General features: G+C 73.6%; 13 protein-coding genes. 12 read left to right on the top strand and 1 reads right to left on the bottom strand.

What is annotated here, in order from left to right:
- The first annotated feature begins 16 nt into the window (after positions 1–16).
- The 7 genes from JT723_RS21790 to JT723_RS21760 all read left to right on the top strand — a co-directional run bounded on the left by JT723_RS21790 (position 17) and on the right by JT723_RS21760 (position 9,136).
- Positions 17–1,963 carry a RiPP maturation radical SAM C-methyltransferase gene (locus JT723_RS21790; RefSeq protein WP_265749746.1) on the top strand — a complete coding sequence of 649 codons (1,947 nt, stop codon included), beginning with the start codon at positions 17–19 and terminating at the stop codon, positions 1,961–1,963.
- On the top strand, positions 1,948–2,535 hold the full coding sequence (locus JT723_RS21785) for a DUF5825 family protein (RefSeq protein ID WP_205046418.1): 588 nt from the start codon (positions 1,948–1,950) through the stop codon (positions 2,533–2,535). The genes JT723_RS21790 and JT723_RS21785 overlap by 16 nt, the downstream gene beginning before the upstream one ends.
- A 27-nt stretch (positions 2,536–2,562) precedes the next feature.
- On the top strand, positions 2,563–2,907 hold the full coding sequence (locus JT723_RS21780) for a hypothetical protein (RefSeq protein ID WP_205046417.1): 345 nt from the start codon (positions 2,563–2,565) through the stop codon (positions 2,905–2,907).
- Positions 2,900–3,844, top strand: a complete 945-nt coding sequence (locus tag JT723_RS21775) for an HTTM domain-containing protein (protein ID WP_205046416.1) — start codon at positions 2,900–2,902, stop codon at positions 3,842–3,844. The genes JT723_RS21780 and JT723_RS21775 overlap by 8 nt, the downstream gene beginning before the upstream one ends.
- The gene (locus JT723_RS21770; protein WP_205046415.1) at positions 3,841–4,623 is read left to right on the top strand and encodes a class I SAM-dependent methyltransferase; all 783 of its coding nucleotides are present in this window, start codon (positions 3,841–3,843) and stop codon (positions 4,621–4,623) included. Before JT723_RS21775 ends, JT723_RS21770 begins: the two co-directional genes overlap by 4 nt.
- A gap of 216 nt (positions 4,624–4,839) precedes the next feature.
- Positions 4,840–7,785 (top strand): helix-turn-helix transcriptional regulator, encoded by a 2,946-nt coding sequence (locus tag JT723_RS36215; RefSeq protein WP_205046414.1) that lies wholly within the window; start codon positions 4,840–4,842, stop codon positions 7,783–7,785.
- Positions 7,778–9,136 (top strand): MFS transporter, encoded by a 1,359-nt coding sequence (locus JT723_RS21760; RefSeq protein WP_205046413.1) that lies wholly within the window; start codon positions 7,778–7,780, stop codon positions 9,134–9,136. The genes JT723_RS36215 and JT723_RS21760 overlap by 8 nt, the downstream gene beginning before the upstream one ends.
- 111 nt (positions 9,137–9,247) lie before the next feature.
- Here JT723_RS21760 and JT723_RS35880 read toward each other — a convergent pair whose 3' ends face one another.
- On the bottom strand, positions 9,248–9,370 hold the full coding sequence (locus tag JT723_RS35880; protein ID WP_265749745.1) for a hypothetical protein: 123 nt from the start codon (positions 9,368–9,370) through the stop codon (positions 9,248–9,250).
- Between the two features lie 196 nt (positions 9,371–9,566).
- On the opposite strand from JT723_RS35880, the gene JT723_RS21755 reads away from it, so the two are divergent.
- Genes JT723_RS21755 through JT723_RS21735 form a run of 5 tightly spaced genes read left to right on the top strand, consistent with a single transcriptional unit; the run spans position 9,567 to position 17,668 of the window.
- Entirely contained in the window at positions 9,567–12,137 is a 2,571-nt protein-coding gene (locus tag JT723_RS21755) for a lantibiotic dehydratase (RefSeq protein ID WP_205046412.1), read from the top strand.
- Positions 12,134–13,039 (top strand): PHP domain-containing protein, encoded by a 906-nt coding sequence (locus tag JT723_RS21750; RefSeq protein ID WP_205046411.1) that lies wholly within the window; start codon positions 12,134–12,136, stop codon positions 13,037–13,039. The genes JT723_RS21755 and JT723_RS21750 overlap by 4 nt, the downstream gene beginning before the upstream one ends.
- A gap of 50 nt (positions 13,040–13,089) precedes the next feature.
- Positions 13,090–15,675, top strand: a complete 2,586-nt coding sequence (locus tag JT723_RS21745; RefSeq protein WP_205046410.1) for a lantibiotic dehydratase — start codon at positions 13,090–13,092, stop codon at positions 15,673–15,675.
- Positions 15,672–16,943, top strand: a complete 1,272-nt coding sequence (locus JT723_RS21740; protein WP_205046409.1) for an MFS transporter — start codon at positions 15,672–15,674, stop codon at positions 16,941–16,943. The genes JT723_RS21745 and JT723_RS21740 overlap by 4 nt, the downstream gene beginning before the upstream one ends.
- Positions 16,940–17,668 (top strand): methyltransferase domain-containing protein, encoded by a 729-nt coding sequence (locus tag JT723_RS21735; RefSeq protein WP_205046408.1) that lies wholly within the window; start codon positions 16,940–16,942, stop codon positions 17,666–17,668. Before JT723_RS21740 ends, JT723_RS21735 begins: the two co-directional genes overlap by 4 nt.
- The last annotated feature ends 6 nt before the right edge of the window (positions 17,669–17,674 follow it).

The raw sequence follows: 17,674 nt of genomic DNA, 5'->3' as shown, positions 1-17,674 counted from the left end.
TCACGCCGGAGGACACATGAAGATCACACTGGTGTGCATGCCATGGGCAAGCATGGCGACCCCTTCCCTCGCGCTCGGAATACTCTCCCGGCGGATCGCCGACAACTTCCCCGACATCGAGACGACGTCCGTCTACGCGAACATCGACTTCGCGGACTGGATGGACCAGCAGGGCGGTCTCGGTGCGGCCGACTTCAGCTTCTTCTCGCTGGGCAGCTACTTCATGGGGTGCGGCGACTGGGTTTTCTCCTCCGCGCTCTACGACGATCCCTCGTGGCGCGTCGAGGAGTTCGACCGCAGGATGGCTGACGACCTGACGCCGGAGCAGATGGAGACCTGCCGGCGCCTGCACGAACTGGTTCCCGAATTCATCGACACGACGGCACGCCGGCTCATCGCGGACGGTCCCGACCTCGTGGGAGCCACCTCGACCTTCCAGCAGAACGTGGCCTCGCTCGCGCTGCTGCGCCGGATCAAGCAGCTGTCCCCCGGCACGGCGACGGTGATGGGCGGCGCCAACTGCGACGGCCCGCAAGGGGAGGCTCTGCACCGCAACTTCCCCTTCCTCGACTACGTCGTGCGCGGCGAGGCGGAGCGGTCCTTCACCCAGCTCGTCGACGCCCTCCACACCGCGGGCAGCCCCGACGCGGCCGGGAGCAGCCCGGAGGTGTCCCGCATCTCCGGCCTGTGCTGGCGCGACGGCGAGAGGAGCGTGAGCAATCCGGCGACCAAGCAGCTGCTGGCGCCGGCCGAGATCCCCGCGCCCGACTACGACGCCTACTTCGACCGGATCCGGCGCTCGCGCGTGCAGTCCTGGTACGAGCCGGTGCTGGTGGTCGAGGGAGCGCGCGGCTGCTGGTGGGGCGAGAAGCACCACTGCACCTTCTGCGGACTCAACGGGTCCGCGATGACCTTCCGCAGCAAGAGCCCGCACATCTACCTGGAGGAGATCCTCAGCCTGGCCCGGCGCCACCGCGTGCTGGACTTCTACGCCGTGGACAACATCCTGGAGATGTCGTACCTGGACTCCGTCCTGGACAAGCTGGCCGACGCCCCGTTCGACCTGCGCATCCAGTACGAGGTCAAGTCGAACATGAACCTGTCGCAGATCGAACGGATGCGCGCGGCCGGGGTGGTCAGCGTCCAGCCCGGCATCGAGAACCTCAGCAGCCGCGTCCTGAAGATCATGGACAAGGGTGTGAGCGGCACGCACAACGTGCGCTTCCTCAGGGACGCGGAGAGCTGCGGCCTGACCGTGGCCTGGAACTACCTGTACGGCTTCCCGGGCGAGACCCCTGACGACTACCTGCAGGTCATCGAGCAGTTCCCGGCCCTGCACCACCTGCATCCGTGCAGCGGCGCGAGCAGGATCGCGCTGGAGCGTTTCAGCCCCTACTTCGACCGCCCGGAACTCGGCTTCGCGGAACGCCGCCCGCACCGGCAGTACAGCCTCATCTACGACCTGCCCGATGCGGAACTGGCCGACCTGGCCTACCTGTTCGAGACCCCCGACCGGGGCATCGACGGCAAGCTCGCCAACCAGCTGGAGCAGGCCCTTCGCGAGTGGGGCGGCAACCACGTCCGCAGCCGGCTGTCCTACACCGACCTCGGCGACCGGATCGAGCTGAGCAACTCCCGCCCGGGCTTCGCCTGGCGTTCCATGACGCTGGCGGACCCCGTCGAGGTCGAGCTCTTCCGCGCCCTGCACAACCCCAGGTCCCTTGAGCAGCTGGAGCGCCGCGCGGTCGCGGGCGGCGGGGACTGGGACACCGGGCGGGTCGAGACGCTGCTGGCCGACTGGCGCCGCGCAGGACTGATCTTCGTGGAGGCCGACCGCGCCGTCCAGGTCGCCACCGAGGACGAGAACCAGCTGATGTGCCGCATCCGGCGGGAGAGCGATGACCAGGGCGGGCCGGAACTGGCCCTCGAACTGGCCGGGGAGCCCACATGCGTGGAGATCTGACGGTGCCGTCCGCGACCGGGAGCACCCCGGTCGTCGGCGAGCACGTGCACGAGCTGTACCGCGGGGGCGTACGCTTCACCTCCCTCGACGAGCCGGTCCGGCTGGACGACCCGGGCCCGCGCGACCTGCGCGCGCTCGACTTCGTCCGGGTCGCCTCCGCGCGGGGCCTGATCGTGCGCTGGCACCTGCGCACCGGGGAGCAGGCCGATCCGGCTCTGACGGCACGCGACCTGAGCCATCTGCAGCCTCCCGTCTCCCTCGACGGCAGCGGGGCCGACGAGCGCATCGCCCAGTGGCGTGCCCGCTTCTACCTGGGCCGCTGCATGTGGCGCCGCGGTCCGGGGTTCGTGCAGATCCGCGACCGGCGGGACGGGACGCTGCAGCGCTTCGAGCTGGTCCGGCCCGAGTACGCCGAGGCCGTCCCGCTCCTGGAGGAGCAGCGCACCGACGGCGTCGAACCCGAGGTGCTGGCCGCGCTGCGCGCCGAGCGGCTCCTGCTCACCTTCGGCGGCCTGGACTGGTGGGCGCCCTACCTGCTGGACCGCTGGCCGTCGCCGTCCATGGTCCTGTAACCGGTCCGGCAACACGGAGGAAGTGTCGTGGTCAACGCGATCGCCGCTCTGACGCTCGGCTGCGCGGCCCTGGCCTGGCTGGTGTGGCGCGGCTTCTTCACCCCGGTGGGCTCGTTCGGGTCCTGGGCGATGTTCTCCCACATCGGCGCCTACCGCGCGACGCTGTCCGACACCGCCCACGACGGGCGGCCGGTCTGCCCGTGGGACTACGAACTGCGCCAGGACGTCTTCCGTTCCGCGGCCTCGCTGCAGTCGCTGGTGCTCTACCTCGCCGAGGAGCACGGCATGAGCGTGGCCGGTGACGGCGTCGTCCTGGTGCCCTTCGAGTCCATCAGGATCGCCGTGCGGAACGGAGGAGTCGTCCGTGCATGACCCGCTGCCGGCCGCCTTCCCCGTCCACGGGAGCGCGGCCGGACTGTCGATGTGCCTCTTCCGCCTGGTCCTGGGCTCCGCCCTGCTGTGGAAGACCGTCGCCGACCACGTCTACGGCATGGCGCGCTACTTCGACCTGTCCCCGAAGTCCCTGGTGCGCTGGCGCTACGAGCGCGACGAGATGGCCGTCAAGGTGCTGCTCAGCCCGACGGCGTTCAGGGTCTTCTACGCCGCCCGCGCGGTGGCCGTGCTGGCCGTGTTCACCGGCGTCCTGACCCCGCTGGCCGCCGCAGTCGTCGCCGCGTGGTGCGTGTTCGAGTTCACCTTCGACCGCAAGTTCAACACGTTGTTCCTCGGGATGATGTCGGTGCCGTTCGTCTTCGCGACGGGCACCGGCACCTGGTACAGCCTGCAGTCGCTGCTGGACGCCCCGTCGCTGTCGGCGTTCGTCGCCCCGTCCCCTGCGCCAGGCGGCGGCGTGTCGTGGCCGCAGGCCGCGGCGGTCGTGCTGATGTTCCAGGTGTACTGGAGCAGCGCCCTGTACAAGGCCAGGTCACGGCAGTTCACCAGCGGGGACACGCTGCAGAAGGTCTTCGCGCAGCTGGCCTCCCTGCGCGCGGAACTGCCGGACAGGCGGCGCGAGTACTTCTTCCCCGACTGGTTCACCCGCCGCCTGGCCACCGCCGAGCCGTCGCTCGTCGCACGCCGCTGGCGCATCCCCTCGCTCGTGACCGTCGGCGTGGAAGCGGCCCTGCCCGTCCTGCTGGTCGTCCACCCCACCTGGTGGGTCGGTGCGCTGCTCGGAGTGCTCATGCACGGTGCCTTCACCGCCATGCTGCCCAAGCGCCTGGTGCCTTTCAGCCTCGCCTCGCTGGGAACCTACGTGCTCTTCCTCCCCGAGCACGACCTCGCCACCTTGATGAGAGGCCTGACATGACAGACCAGACGGTGAAGGCACCGGTCAGCTTCGGCGCCCGCGCGGACGACTACGACCGGCTGCGCCCCGGCTACCCGGCGCAGGCTGTCACCGGGGCACTGACCGCCCTGGGCGGGGAGCACCGGCCGGGTACGGCGCTCGACATCGGCTGCGGGACCGGCAAACTCGGCTCCGTGCTCGCCTCGCTCGGCCACGAGGTCACCGGCGTGGAGCCGGACCCGCGCATGGCGGCCGTCGCCGCGGACAAGGGACTCACCGTCGAGGTCGGGCCGTTCGAGGCGTGGGAGCCCGCAGGCAGGCGGTTCGACCTGGTCGCGTGCGGCCAGGCGTGGCACTGGCTGCGTCCGGGAGAGCGGACGGACAAGGCCGTACGGTGCCTGCGCCCCGATGGCCGGCTCCTGCTCGCCTGGAACTTCAGCACCCTCGCACCGGCGACGGGGGCGGCCCTCCAGCGCGTCTACGCCGCCGTGCTGCCGGACGGCCTGCCGACAGGCGAGGGCGGCAGGGCGTCGCTGTCCGAGGCCGATGTCGACGAGTACGCCGAGGAACTGCGCGGCCGCGGGCTCCGGAAGGTGACCATGACCAGGGCGCCCTGGGAGGCCCGGCTCACCTCCCGCCAGTTCTGCCGGCTGCTGGCCACCGACAGCCGGCTCCTGGCCCTTCCAGAACCGACGCTGCGGCTGCTGCTGCGCGAGGTGGCGGGCCTCCTGGACGCGGAGGGCGGCAGCGTCCGCCTCGACTACACCTGCGTGATCGTGGGTGCCCGCGCCGCCGGGTGACGCCGCCGCAGCAGGCGGGACTCCAGGACGTACCGCTCCCTCCGCGCATGCCCCGGCAGCGGTCGGGACCGTCGCGTTGTAACCCGCCGGTCTATCGGTAGGGCGAGGGCCGCGGGCGGGTCCGCCGCGGCCGGAAGGCCCGGGACTCCCCCGCCCCGTCGTTCCTGCAACCGAGGAGGGCGCGATGTCCGCAGGCGAGCAGCTGCTGTGGGCGCGGTGACCGACGGCCGGCATGGTGTGGTCGGCCCCGGCGGAGACGTGGCCTCGGCCGTCGTCGTCGGCCGCGAGCAGCAGGTCGCCGCGCTCGACGCCGCCCTGGACCGGATGGCAGAGCCGGGCGGCCCGACCGCTGAGGCGTGTCTGATCCAGGGCGAACCGGGCGTCGGCAAGACCGCGTTGTGGAGCCGCACGGTCCGGGAGGCCCGCGAGCGGGGCTTCCAGGTGCTGTCGTGCCGTCTCGGCGAGTCCGAGCGGCACTTCCCCTTCGCCGGACTCACCGATCTGGTCGAAACCGTTCCCGACGCCGCTTTCCACACGCTGCCGGCACCGCAGCGCCACGCCTTACGAACGGCCCTGCTGCGCACCCCGGCGGCCGGCGCCCCGCCCGACCCGCACGCGGTGAGCCTGGCCGTTCTGGGCGTCGTACGGGTCCTGGAGGCGGACGGTCCCGTCCTGCTGGCCGTCGACGACGCCCAGTGGCTGGACGGCGCCACGGCGGACGTGCTGAGCTACGTGGCCAGACGGTGCGGTGGCAGGGTCGGCCTGCTCGTGGCCGTCAGGACCGGTGACCGCGCCGCCGATCCGCTGCGGTCCGAGGTGGAGCGGGCGGTCGGCCCCGAGCGTCTGCGGCAGGTCACCCTCGGCCGGATGGACCAGGGCGACCTGCGCCGGCTCGTCCAGGCGCGTACGGGCGTCTGCCTGGCCACACCGGAACTGCTGCGGCTGGACGAGGCGTGCGCGGGGATCCCCTCCCTGGCGCTGGAGATCATGCGCGCGCTGGAAGGCGTCCCCGCAGCCGGGGCAGCGGTCGACCGCGGCCCCTTCCGCGAGCCCGACCGCGCCCTGCCGGTGCCGGAAGTCCGCCGTCGCGTGGCAGCGGAGCACATCGGACGGCTCCCCGCCGACGTGCGCGACGTCCTGCTGGTCGCGGCGGCCCTGCGCTCCCCGACCACGGCGTCGATCCGTACGGTGCTCGGCGTCGCGGACCAGGCCCTCCCGGCACTCGACGCGGCCGAGGAGGCAGGCGTACTCCACGTCGACGACGGCCGGGTGGCCTTCACCCACCCGCTGTTCGCGTCCGCCGTGTACGCGGCGGCGGCCGGCGAGCGGCGACGCGCCCTGCACGCACGGCTGGCGGACGCGGCCGCGGACCTCGACCAGCGCGCATGGCACCTCTCCCTGTCGGTCGACGGGCCGTGCGCCGAGGTGGCCGACGCCGTCGGCCACGCCGCCGCACAGGCCGAGGCCCGCGGCATGCCGGCGCGGGCCGCCGACCTGTGGAGCCTGTCGAGCCGCCGCACCCCACCGGACGATCCGCGCCGGGCCGAGCGCGCGGTATCCGCCGCCGAGTGCCGCTTCTACGCCGGTGACGGAGCCGGCGCCCGCCACATGCTGGAAAAGGCGGTCTCGGACTTGCCCGCAGGGCAGCGGCGGGCCCGCGCGCTGCTGCGGCTGGCACCGGTGGTCTCCCACGACGGCGGCCCAGAGGACGCCGTCGCGGTGCTCCGCACGGCGCTGCGGGAGGCCGCGGGCGACCGGTCGCTGACCGGGATGGTGCACCTGCGCATCGCCTGGCTCGCGGACTTCGACACCGGATTGCAGCTGGCCGCCGCCGAGGCGGCCCAGCGGCTGCTGTCAGGGGAGGGCGACGCCGAGGCACGGGCCTGCGCGCAACTCGCGGCGGCCTGCTTCGGTTTCGCCGCCGGCCGGGCGCCCGACCACGCGGCGGTCGAGCGCGGACGGCGTCAGCTGCCCGCCCGGGACTTCTGCTGGGACGGCGCGTCCGCCCGTGCCGTGCTCGGCCTGTGGCAGATGGGTTCCGACCCGTCCCGCGCCCGCGCGGACCTGCTGGCCGCCTACCGGCGTGCACAGGAGGTCGGCGACGAGTCCGCGATGCCGCGTCTGCTGCTCCACCTCGCCGAGATCGAGTGCCGGCTCGGTGACACGGACCTCGCGGCCCGCCATGCGGCCGAGGCGGCGCAGACCGTCCGCCAGACGGGCCAGAGGCGCTACGCCGGCCATGCGCTCCATGCGGCGGCGCTGGTCGCGGCCTACCGTGGGGACCTGCGCCGGGCGGCGGCGGACGCCACGGAAGGCCTCGCCCTCGCGGAGGCACTGGAGGACCCGGCGGCGTCCGTCCTGCACCTGTCGGTGCTCGGCTTCGTGGAGCTGTCCCGCGGCCGTCCCGGCGACGCCGACCGGTATCTGACGCGGGCCCACGACCTGGTCGAGGCGATGGGCATGAAGGAGCCGGCGCGCTACTTCTTCTTCGCCGACCAGGTCGAGGTGTGCCTCCAGCTCGGTGAGCTGGACCGGGCCGAGGCCCTGGTCGTCCGGCTCGAACAGCGCGCGGCCAGGTCCCCTTACCCGTATCTGGAGTGCACGGCCGCACGCAGCCGCGCCCTGCTCGCGCTGGCACTGGCCGACCCCGACGGCGCCCAGGCGGCGATCGAGGCGGCCGTCCGCGCGCACGCCGAGCTGCCCATGCCGTTCGAACTGGCCAGGACGCAGCTGGTCCAGGCCCAGGTCCTGCGGCGGGTGAAGCGGAAACGGGTGGCGCACACCGCGCTGGGACAGGCCCACGCCGCCTTCGTCCGGTTCGGCGCCACGGCATGGGCGGAGCGCGCGACGGCGGAGCTGCGCAGCCTGGGAATGCGCCGCAACTCCCCGACCGAGCTGACGGCCGCCGAGGAACGGGTGGCGGACCTGGTGACGGAGGGCCGCACCAACGACGAGGTCGCCGCCGCCCTGTTCCTCAGCCGCCGCACCGTCGAAGCGCACCTGGGGCGGATCTACCGGAAGATCGGCGTCCGGTCCAGGACCGAGCTGGCCAGGGCGCTGAGCGGAGGCGGCGGGACCGGGCGGGCGCGGCGGCGGGCAACGTTAGGGGGTTACCCGGATTCCTCCGCGGCGAAGGCTCGCGAGGCTGACGCCCGTGACTGACAGCGATACCAGCCCTTCCCCGCAGCCGCCGCCGAGCGGTGACGACCCCCCGCCCGCGGTCCCCGCGGATCCGACGGGCAGTCGTCACGCGCCGCGGCCGGCGCCGTTGTGGCGGAACCGGGACTACAACCTCTGGTGGTCCGGCACCGCGGTGTCCGGTCTTGGCACCCACATCTCCGCACTGGCCTTCCCCCTGCTGATCCTGGCCGTCACCGGATCCGCGGCCGACGCCGGGATCGCGGGCACCTGCGAGGCCGCCGGCCGGGTCGCGGGCCTGCTGCCCGCCGGAGTGGCCGCCGACCGCTACCCGAGACGCGCCCTGCTGGCGGGGGCCTCACTGGTCCAGGCGGCCGCCATGGGAGGGGTCTTCTGGGCTGTGGCCGCCGGCAGCCCCGGGCTGCCGCTGATCGCCGCCCTGGCGCTGGCCCAGGGCCTGGCGGCGGCGGCCTTCACCGGCGCGGCGGCGCCGATCGTGCGGCGCATCGTCCCCGCAGGGCAGCTCAAGGCCGCCTACGCCCGGGTCCAGGCGCGCGACTACGGCGCCCAGCTGGCCGGGGCGCCGCTGGGGGCCGCGCTGTTCACGACGGCGCGGTGGGCGCCCTTCCTCGCCGACGCCCTGTCCTTCGGGGCCGTGACGCTCGCCTGCCTGTTCGTCCGCACCCCCCTGGGACCGGACACCCCCGGGCGGACCGCCGCGCGCCCCCCGGTGCTGAGCGACCTCCTCACCGGACTGGCGTACATCAGGAGCAGGGCCTTCCTGCGGTACGCGATGCTGTGGTCCGCGGTGACCAACCTGCTCCTGGCCGGGCTCGGCTTCATGTTCGTCGTGACGCTGCGCAGCCACGGCGCCTCGCCCTCGACGATCGGCGGGGCCGAGGCGCTGGCGGCCGCCTGCGCCCTGGGCGGCGCCCTCGCCGCAGGACAGGTCGTCCAGCGCGTGCCGGGCCACCGCATCGTCCTGACCGTGTCCTGGCTGCTCGCAGGCGGTGTCGGCAGCCTCGTGCTGCTGGCGTCCCGGCCGTGGCTTGCCGCCCTGTGCCTGGGCGCCAGCCTCGTCCTCGTCACGCCGCTCAACGTCGTGTTCACCACCGGCGTGACGGAGAACGTCTCGGACGCGATGACCGCGCGCGTGCTGACCACGATCGGCACGGCCGCCCAGTCCCTCGCCTGGCTCGCTCCGGCCGCGAGCGGGGCCCTGGCGGACTCCTTCGGGGTCGACGCCCCCGTTCTGGCCATCGCGGCCGGCCTGGCCCTGCTCGCGGCCGCCAACCACGCCGTCCCCGCGGTCCGCCGGCTGGGCGCGGCGTCCGCAGGAAACGGCGAAGCGGCCCCGCACGGCCAGGAGCGCTGACCGGCGGGGCCTGCGGGGTCAGGGCACGACTGTGACCTCGGCGCGGACAGCCCGTCGGTCCTGGCCCCTCCGGCGAGGTGGACCTCCCACACCCGCTGGGTCATCGGTGGATCAGCGGCCGGTCGCCGCCTTGAAGCCGGCGATGGCGTCCTCCAGCAGGCCGGTGCTGCCCGACGCGCAGCCTACGCAGATGATGCCGATCTGCGGAGGCGCGTCGACGGTCAGCTTGTTCATGGGCGCTCCTTCTGACGGTCCGTCGTACGACGGGCGGGATGCGGGGCCGCATGCCGCCCCGCTCCGTCAATAGCGTCGGGAGTTACACCCGCGAGGTGCCCGACCGCGGGGGCGGCGACGGCGGGCGTTCGCAACGGCGCATGAGTACTGCCTGCTCTAGGCGGGCCTCCGACCGCCACGTGAGAATCACCGTTCCGTGACCCCATTCGAACCGTACCGACGTGACGACGTGGACAGCTCGCCCGCCCAGTGGTCGGTGAGCCCCGTCGCGCTGTTGCGGTACGCGGGCTTCCCCTTCGCACTCCTGGAACCGCTGGCGGACCCGGAGTTGGCGGCGGACTTCGACAGACTGCTCGGCCGGAGGCGGCTGCTGGCGGAGCACGCGGCGGCGCTCAAGGCGGCGCTCCGTGCCCACGAACACGGCGTTCAGGGGGCCACCGCGTCGTACGTGGGAATGCTCAGGCCGCTCCCGGACACCGTCCTGGACACGGTGCTCACGGTGCTCCCTGAACCGCAACAGGCCGTGGCACTGCGCTACCAGGCGGCCGTCGTCCGTCTCGACGCCGCCTGGCAGGCCCGGGTCCGCGAGCACGACGCGGCACTGGATCGCGCCCGCAGCGCGGTCGTCGCACTCTTCGCGGCCCCCGAGTTGCGGGAGGTGCTGCTGCTGTCCAACGACGCCCGGTATGCCGAGTTCGAGGCGTGGCTGGACCGGGCGGAGGACAGCTCACCCGGCCATCGGCGGCGTATGACCGACCTGCTGGCCATGTACCTCCAGCGGGTCGCCACCAAGAACGAGAGCCATTCGCACTTCGGCCCGATATCGGTCGCCCGGTTCGGGCCAAGGCCGGGAGGTGCCCACTGGCGGCCAGGACCCGTGGAGCGCCGCAGCTTCTGGTCCCACTGGGCGGGCGAGGAACTGGCCGCGGTCTTCAGCCGCCGGCCGGCGGTCCGGGGCGCGGTGTGCCCGCGGCGCCGTCCCCTCGCCCTGCACCACCGCGGCGAGCTGCGGCTGTACGCCTCGACCACGGCCACCGGTACGGCCGACGGCTGGACGTTCGCCGAGCAGGACCGCCGTGTCCTGACCGACGACCACCGCTGGCTGTGGGAGCGCTGCGACGGCGCGACGAGCATCGCGGACCTGCGCAGGGCCTGGACCCTGCGCGACGGGTCGCCGTCGGCGCGGCGCTTCGACGCCGCCGTGTCAGAGCTGGCGGAGGCCGGGTGGATCGTCGACCGCTGGGAGATCCCGGTCGGCGCACCCGACCCGCTGGGTGTCCTCGACGCGCTGCTCACCGGCGCGGGTCAGGAGAACAGTCCGGAAGCGGCGACGGTCCGCCGCCTGCAGGAGGGGCTCACGGCCTTCTCACGGGCGCCGCACGCCTCGCGCGCCCGGCAGTTCGCCGCGCTCAAGGATGACTTCCAGGCCGCCACCGGCACCGCGCCCAACCGGTCCCGCGGACGGCACTACGCGGACCGCAGCGTCCTCTACGAAGAGGCACTCGGCCCGGTGCGCGAGCTGACCTTGGGCAGCGAGGTCGCCCGGGCCGTCACCACGGAGCTGTCGGCGGTGTTCGACCTGGTCCTGCTGTCCCCGCGGCTGCGGATCCGCAGGGAGACCGACATCCTCGGCCGCTGGATGACCCGGTGCTTCGGCGCCGGCACCGAAGTGCCGCTCCGGGACTTCTACGAGGGGTTCTTCGCCGACAAGCCCGCCCTGGACGAGGAGTGCCGGCAGGTCGACGCGGAGGTCGGCGCGCTCGACCGGGAGGTCACAGCCGCGCTGCTGGGGTCCGCCGACCGCGCCGTACACGAGGTCCTGATCGAGCGGGCGGACCTCGACAAGGTGATCGCCCGGTATCCGAGGACCCCTGCGGCGCTGTGCAACCCCGACGTCATGATCGCCGCGGGAAGCGCCGCCGACATCGCGGCAGGCGACTTCCGCCTCGTCGTCGGCGACTGCCACGCCGTACGGGACGTCCTCACCCACTCCAGCTTCGCACCGCTCGTCCAGGAGCTGGCCCCCGACCTGGTCAGCGGCATCCACGCGGGATACCGCTCCCTCCTGGACCCCGACGAGATCCTGCTCGACCTGTCCCGGGCGCATCTGGACAAGACGGGCGCCGCGCTCCAGCACCCCTGCCCGGACCTCGAGGTCTTCGGCCTGTCACCCAAGCCCCGCGACCAGGTGATCCAGCCCTCCGCGCTCTTCCTCGTGGTCCGCGCGGGACTCCCGCAGCTGCGGGTGCGCCCGGACGGGCGGCGGGTCCGGCTGATGGCGCCCCTGGCCGGCGGTTCCGGCCTCCGCCAGGACCCGCTGTCCCCGTTCGCCTTCCCGCGCCACTACGGGGGCGTCGGCATCGGCGCACTCGACCACGGCCACCTGCCCCGTATCCGCTGCGGCCGCGTCGTCCTGCACCGCGAGCGCTGGCGGTTCGCGCCGGGCGCACTGAGCGGCTGGAGCCCGGGGGCCGGCAGCGCGCGCGGCGCTGCGGCCGAGTTCGCCGCCGCACGCCGGCTGCGCGGCGACCTCGACCTGCCGCGGCACGGGTTCGCGAAGATCCCCGGCGAGCCCAAGCCCGTGTACGTGGACTGGGAGTCCCCGCTGCTGGTGCACCAGCTGTTCCGCCTCGCCCGCGGGGCGGCCGGCCCGGTGGAGTTCTCCGAGATGCTCCCCGGCCCCGGCGAACTCTGGCTCGACGTCGACGGCGCACCGCGCACCAGCGAGCTGCGCTGCGCGGTCTTCTCCGGAGGGACCACGCCATGACACCTGCCCGGCAAGCGGGGGATGTGTGGGGAGCCCGCGGCATCGACCTGCATCTGCACAGCACGGTCTCCGACGGGTCGCTGGCCCCGGGCCGGCTGGCCGAGACCGCGTCGGCGCACGGCGTCACCGTGGCCGCCTGCACCGACCACGACAGCTTCGCGGGAAGTGCCGAGTTCCGTGCGGCCTTCGAAGGACTCGGCGGCAGGGCGGTCACCGGCTGCGAGGTCAGCGCCACCTGGAAGGGCCACGAGGTCCACTGCCTGGTCTACGCCACGTCCGACGCGGACTTGGTGGCCCGGGTGCACTCCCACCACGCGCGCAGGCTGGCCTGGTTCCACCGGTCGGTGGACGTCGTCGCCGAGGCCGGCCTCCCCCTGACGCGCGCCGCCGTGGAGTCCGCGGTGGGACCGGACCGCGTGCCGTACTACGGCGTCTTCCTGCGGCTGTTCCTGGAAGCGGCCGCAGACGACCCGCGCTTCGCCGGTCATCGGGCCGACGACCTCATGGCCCTCCAGCGGCAGTGGTTCGAGCCCGGCCGCCCCTTTCACGTCGAGGAACCCGCCAGGCCGCACCTGGTCGACGTCCTGGGCTGGGCGCGGGACGCGGGCGGCGTCCCGGTGCTCGCCCACCCGGGGCGTGTCCTGCTGGGCGCCTTCGACCCGCGCGCCGATCTGCGCACGCTCCGGGACGCGGGCCTGGCCGGGCTCGAGGTGTGGACCACCTGGCACGACACGGCCCAGGTCGAGGCCCTGGCCGGGCTGTGCGCGGAACACCGCATGGCCGCCACCGCGGGCTCGGACTTCCACGGCACCGACGTCAAGCCGTGGGCCACCGCCCCCGGCCGCCTGCCGAGCGGCGGACCGGCTGCCGACGACCTGCTCGCCCGCCTCCTCGCCGCATGAGCGAGCGCGGGGCGGCACCGCCCCCACCCCAGGACACGAGAGAGGCACCCATGGACCACCCCGCAGCGGCGACGGCGTCGCAGTGGTCGCTCCTGCCGGTCGCGTTCCTCCGCCAGGCCGGGTATCCGCATGCGCGTCTCGACGGGCTTCGTGCCCCGTCGCTGGCCCCGGCGGTCGCCGAGTGGGAGCAGGCCGCCCGCGATCTGGCGGCGGCGCGGCAGGACCTGCTCGCCGTCCTGTCCGACGACGCCCCGTCCGACGACGCCCTTTCCGACGACGCCCCGTCGGCGCGGTTCGACGAGGCGGGCACCAGGATCGGCCAGGGACGCACGCCCCGTCCGCGCGATGTCCTGCTGCTGCGCGAACTGGCCCGCACGCGCCGCACGATGCGCGGCTGGGAGGCCGCGCAGGAGCGCTGCCGGGCGGCGCAGGCCGAATTCCGCGCCCGGTACGAGACGTCGGCCCAGGCGGGGCGGCTGGCGGTGGTCGACGCGTTCTCCGACGAGACGCTCCGCGACGCGCTGCTCCTGTCGAACGACGCCGCCCACCGCCTCTTCGTCGGCTGGCTGGACACGAAGCCCACCGACTTCTCGGGACCGGCACGCCGGCGCGTCGACACGTTGACGCGCTACCTGCAACGGGTCGCCACGAAGAACGAGACCCATGCGCACTTCGGCCCGTTCACACCCGGCCGGCTGGGACGGGGGCACGGCCTCCGCCTGGGCGCCGGCACCGGGCCGGTGCGCACCGTGTTCCTGAGCCACTGGGCCGCCCAGGCGATCGCCGACGCGGTGGCCGCGCACCCGGCGTTCCGCGACCGGGTCCGGCCCAGGCTGCACCCCTTGGTCTTCCTGGACCGGGACCGCGCCGTCCGCTACGACTTCACCTCCGGCGGGTCCGGCGGGTCCGGCGGGTCCGGCGTCTTCGAGGAGTGGAGATTCCGCCGGGTGGACGAGCGGACACTGACCGGCGCCGAGCGCTGGCTGCTCGGCCGCTGCGACGGCCGCACCCCGCTGGCAGCACTGCGGCCGGCGTTCGAGAAGTGGCTCGGGGCCGAGCAGCCGTCCGGGCCTGCCCTCCTCGACGACCTGCTGCGGGACCTGGTGCGGGGGCAGTGGGTCAGCTCCGGTTTCGAGATCCCGACGGGGACACCGTCCGCGGTGCACGACCTGCGCGAACTGCTCGCCGAGGGTCTCGCCGACGCACCCGAGGCGCGGATCCTGCTGGAGCACGTCGAACACTTCCTCACGGAATTCGCCGAGGCCGGCCCTGCCCGGCGCCCGGCGCTGCTGGACGATCTGAAGTCGCTCTTCGAGGCGTTCACCGGCCGCGCCGCCAACCGCGGCCACGGCCGTATCTACGCCGACCGCAGCATCGTGTTCGAGGAGTGCCGCAGCGGCCTGACCGGACTCACCGTCGGCACCGACATGGCGGCCTTCCTGCAGCAGGAACTGGCTCCGGCGTACGACCTGATGCTGATCGGGCCGCGCCTTCGCATGCGGCTGGAGTCCGGCATCCTCCACGACTGGTGCCGCGACCGCTACGAGGCCGGCGCCGAGATACCGCTGTTCGACTTCTACGAGCTTTTCGCCGCCGACTCCGGCTCCGTGGCCCGCGCGTGCGCACAGGTCGACCTGCGCCTGGCGCAGGTCGAAGAGCGGATCGCTGCGCAGCTGTACGGGGAGGACCTGGGCCGCCGGCGCGTGGAGGTGTCCGCCGCAAGCGTGCGCGAACTGCTCGGCGCGTACCCCTCCTGGCCGTCCGCGGTGATCAACCCGGACGTCATGTTCGCCGCCTCCGGGGCCGGGGCGCTCGCGGCCGGCGACTTCCAGGCGGTGATCGGGGACTGCCACGCCGTACGCGACCTCCTGACGCACACCAGTGTCGCCCCGCTTCTCGCCGCGGAGCAGCCGGACCTGCCGCACCTCGTCGCGGACCACTACGCCCGGGCGGCCGACCCCGACGAGGAGGTCGTCGACCTCGTCCGCGTGCACTCCTCCAAGACCTCCGCCCAGGTGCCGCTGCCCCTGGCGGACCTGGAACTCCTGGGCGTGTCCCGCAAGTCCCCGCAGGACGTGATCTCGCCCGCGGACATGTACGTCCGCGTGACGGACGAGCGGCTGGAGCTGCGCGCCCGCGGCCGCCGGCGGCGGCTGCGGCTGCTGGCCGCACCGGCCGGCTCGGCGAGCATCAGCGGCGATCCGCTGGCGGTGTTCGCCTTCCCCCGGTACTTCGGCGGCGGCGTCGTGGCACTCGGCGGGCGTACGCACCTGCCGCGCCTCACCTGCGGGCGCGTGGTGCTGGCCCGCGAGCAGTGGTGGCTGCCCGCCGCTGCGCTGGCGCCGGGCAGCGGCGGGGACGACGCCGCCGACTTCGCCCGCCTGCACAAACTGCGGCGTACGGCGAGGCTGCCCGACCAGCTCTTCGCCAAGGTCGCCGCCGAGCCGAAGCCGCTGTACGTGGACCTGGACTCCCCGCTGCTGGTCCGCCAGCTGATGCGGACGGCCCGGGCGGACGGGGGCCTGGTGCACCTCATGGAGATGCTTCCGGCGCCCGACCGGCTGTGGCTCGACGTCGGCGGCGCCCGCCACACCTCGGAACTGCGCTGCGCCCTCTTCTCCCGGGGACAGCGGTGACGGCGGAGGCCGTGCCAGGGGCGCGGCCGCGGCGCACGCAGACCGCGCTGGGCGGCGGCTTCCGGCGCACCTGGTGGGCGTCGGTCGTCTCGGCTGCCGGCACCGGCGTGCACTTCGCGAGCTTTCCGCTCCTTGCGGCGCAGATCACCCGCTCGCCCGGGGAGCTGTCCCTGGTGACCGCCGTCGGCAGCCTGCCGTGGCTGCTCCTCGCCCTGCCGGCCGGGGCCGTCGTCGACCGGGGCGACCCCCGCAAGGTCATGGTCGTCTCGGACGCGGGCCGTGCGGTCGTCGTCGTGCTGCTGGCAGCGGCGCTCGCCGGGCACCGGCTCGGACTTCCCGCGCTGGTCACGGCGTCGGGGCTGCTCGGCGTCGGGGAGGTCTTCTTCGACTGCGCCTCGCTGGCGCTCCTCCCGCGTCTGGTCGCGGCCGCGGATCTGGAGCGCGCCAACGGCCGCCTGTACTCCGGCATGCAGGCGGGGCAGAACTTCGCCGGCCAGCTCGTGGGGGGCGGCCTCTTCCGGCTGCTGCGAGCGCTGCCCTTCCTGGTGAACGCGGCGTCCTTCGTCGTCTCCGCCGTGCTGCTGCAGGGCGTACGCGGCACGGAGCCGGCGCGGGGCCGGCAGCTTCCGGGCGGCTTGCGGCAGCAGATCGTCCACGGCGTCCGCATCTGCCTGGCGAACCGGCCCTTCGTCGCCCTGACCTTGGTCTCCGCCCTGATGAACGCGGTCTACCTGGGCGAGCTGGCGCTGCTGGTGCTCTTCTCCACCCGGATACTGCACCTTCCGACCGCCTTCTACGGAACCCAGTTGACGGCCCTGGCCGTGGGGGCGCTCCTCGGCGGGGTGCTCACTCCACGGCTCCTCGACCGCTTCGGCCGGCTGCGGCTGCTGGCCGCCGCCCCCGCGGTCGTCGGCGCGACATCGGTGGCGCTGGGACTGTCCAGCACCTGGTACGCGGCGCTTGCCGCCTTCCTCGTCATGGGGGCGGCGTCCATGGTGTGGAACGTCGTCGCCGTCTCGCTCCGCCAGACCCTGATGCCGGCCGACCTGCTCGGCCGTGCCACCAGCGTCCACCGCCTCGTGTCGTGGGGGGCGATGCCCCTGGGCAGCGTCTGCTTCGGCCTCGCCGCGGACGCGTGGGGGCTGCGCGCCCCCTTCGTCGCGGGCGGAGCACTCCTCGCCCTGGCCACGCTGCCGGCCGTACCCACCTTCCGCTCGCTCCGCGTCCTGCCCGACGCGGGCTCCTACGAAAGACAGGCGGTGACATGACGGACCCCGTGCTCCTGACGCCGGTCGGTGACGGCATCATGGCCGACGACGCGCGCTGGACCTTCGGCGACGGCGTCGCCGAGCATTTCGACGGCCACGTCAGCAAGAGCATCCCGCTCTACCAGGAGGGCCACGACCTCGTCGCGCAGCTCTCCGACTTCTTCGTCAGACCGACGTCGCGGGTCTACGAGATCGGCTGCTCGACCGCGACCCTGACACTCGCGCTCGCCCGCCGCCACCGGGATCCCGGCATCCGCTTCGTGGCCGTGGACATCGAGCCGGCCATGGCCGAGGTCGCGCGGCAGCGCTGCGGCACCGATACCCGGATCGCGGTGCTGCAGGCGGACGCCTGCACGATGGGCTTCGACCGCATGGAGTTCGTCGCGCTGTACTACACGCTGCAGTTCATGCCCCAGGACCGCAGGCAGGACCTGCTCCGGCAGCTGTGCGCCGCCCTGCCCAAGGGCGGCGGCCTGGTGCTCTTCGAGAAGGTCAGATCGCCGACCCCGGTGCTCCAGGACCTCATGCAGCAGACCTACGTGGAATACAAGATGGGCCGCGGCTACAGCCCCCACGAGATCATCGGCAAGTCCCGCAGCCTGAAAGGCGTTCTCGATCCGCTGACCTCCGAGAAGAACACCGAACTGCTGCGCGCCGCGGGCTTCTCACAGGTGATGACCATTCAGAAGTACGTGTGTTTCGAAGGTTTTCTCGCCATCAAGTAAGGCGTC

It is taken from the genome of Actinacidiphila bryophytorum, assembly GCF_016916835.1.
Lineage (GTDB): Bacteria > Actinomycetota > Actinomycetes > Streptomycetales > Streptomycetaceae > Actinacidiphila > Actinacidiphila bryophytorum.
The sequence above is the reverse complement of the archived record's forward strand: the minus strand, read 5'-3'. Positions and strand labels throughout refer to the sequence as shown.

Bases quoted from the DNA above. Each gene is read 5' to 3' on its own strand.
- JT723_RS21790 (WP_265749746.1), top strand. From the start codon at position 17: ATGAAGATCACACTGGTGTGCATGCCATGGGCAAGCATGGCGACCCCT.
- JT723_RS21785 (WP_205046418.1), top strand. From the start codon at position 1,948: ATGCGTGGAGATCTGACGGTGCCGTCCGCGACCGGGAGCACCCCGGTC.
- JT723_RS21770 (WP_205046415.1), top strand. From the start codon at position 3,841: ATGACAGACCAGACGGTGAAGGCACCGGTCAGCTTCGGCGCCCGCGCG.
- JT723_RS35880 (WP_265749745.1), bottom strand. From the start codon at position 9,370: ATGAACAAGCTGACCGTCGACGCGCCTCCGCAGATCGGCATCATCTGC.
- JT723_RS21750 (WP_205046411.1), top strand. From the start codon at position 12,134: ATGACACCTGCCCGGCAAGCGGGGGATGTGTGGGGAGCCCGCGGCATC.
- JT723_RS21745 (WP_205046410.1), top strand. From the start codon at position 13,090: ATGGACCACCCCGCAGCGGCGACGGCGTCGCAGTGGTCGCTCCTGCCG.
- JT723_RS21735 (WP_205046408.1), top strand. From the start codon at position 16,940: ATGACGGACCCCGTGCTCCTGACGCCGGTCGGTGACGGCATCATGGCC.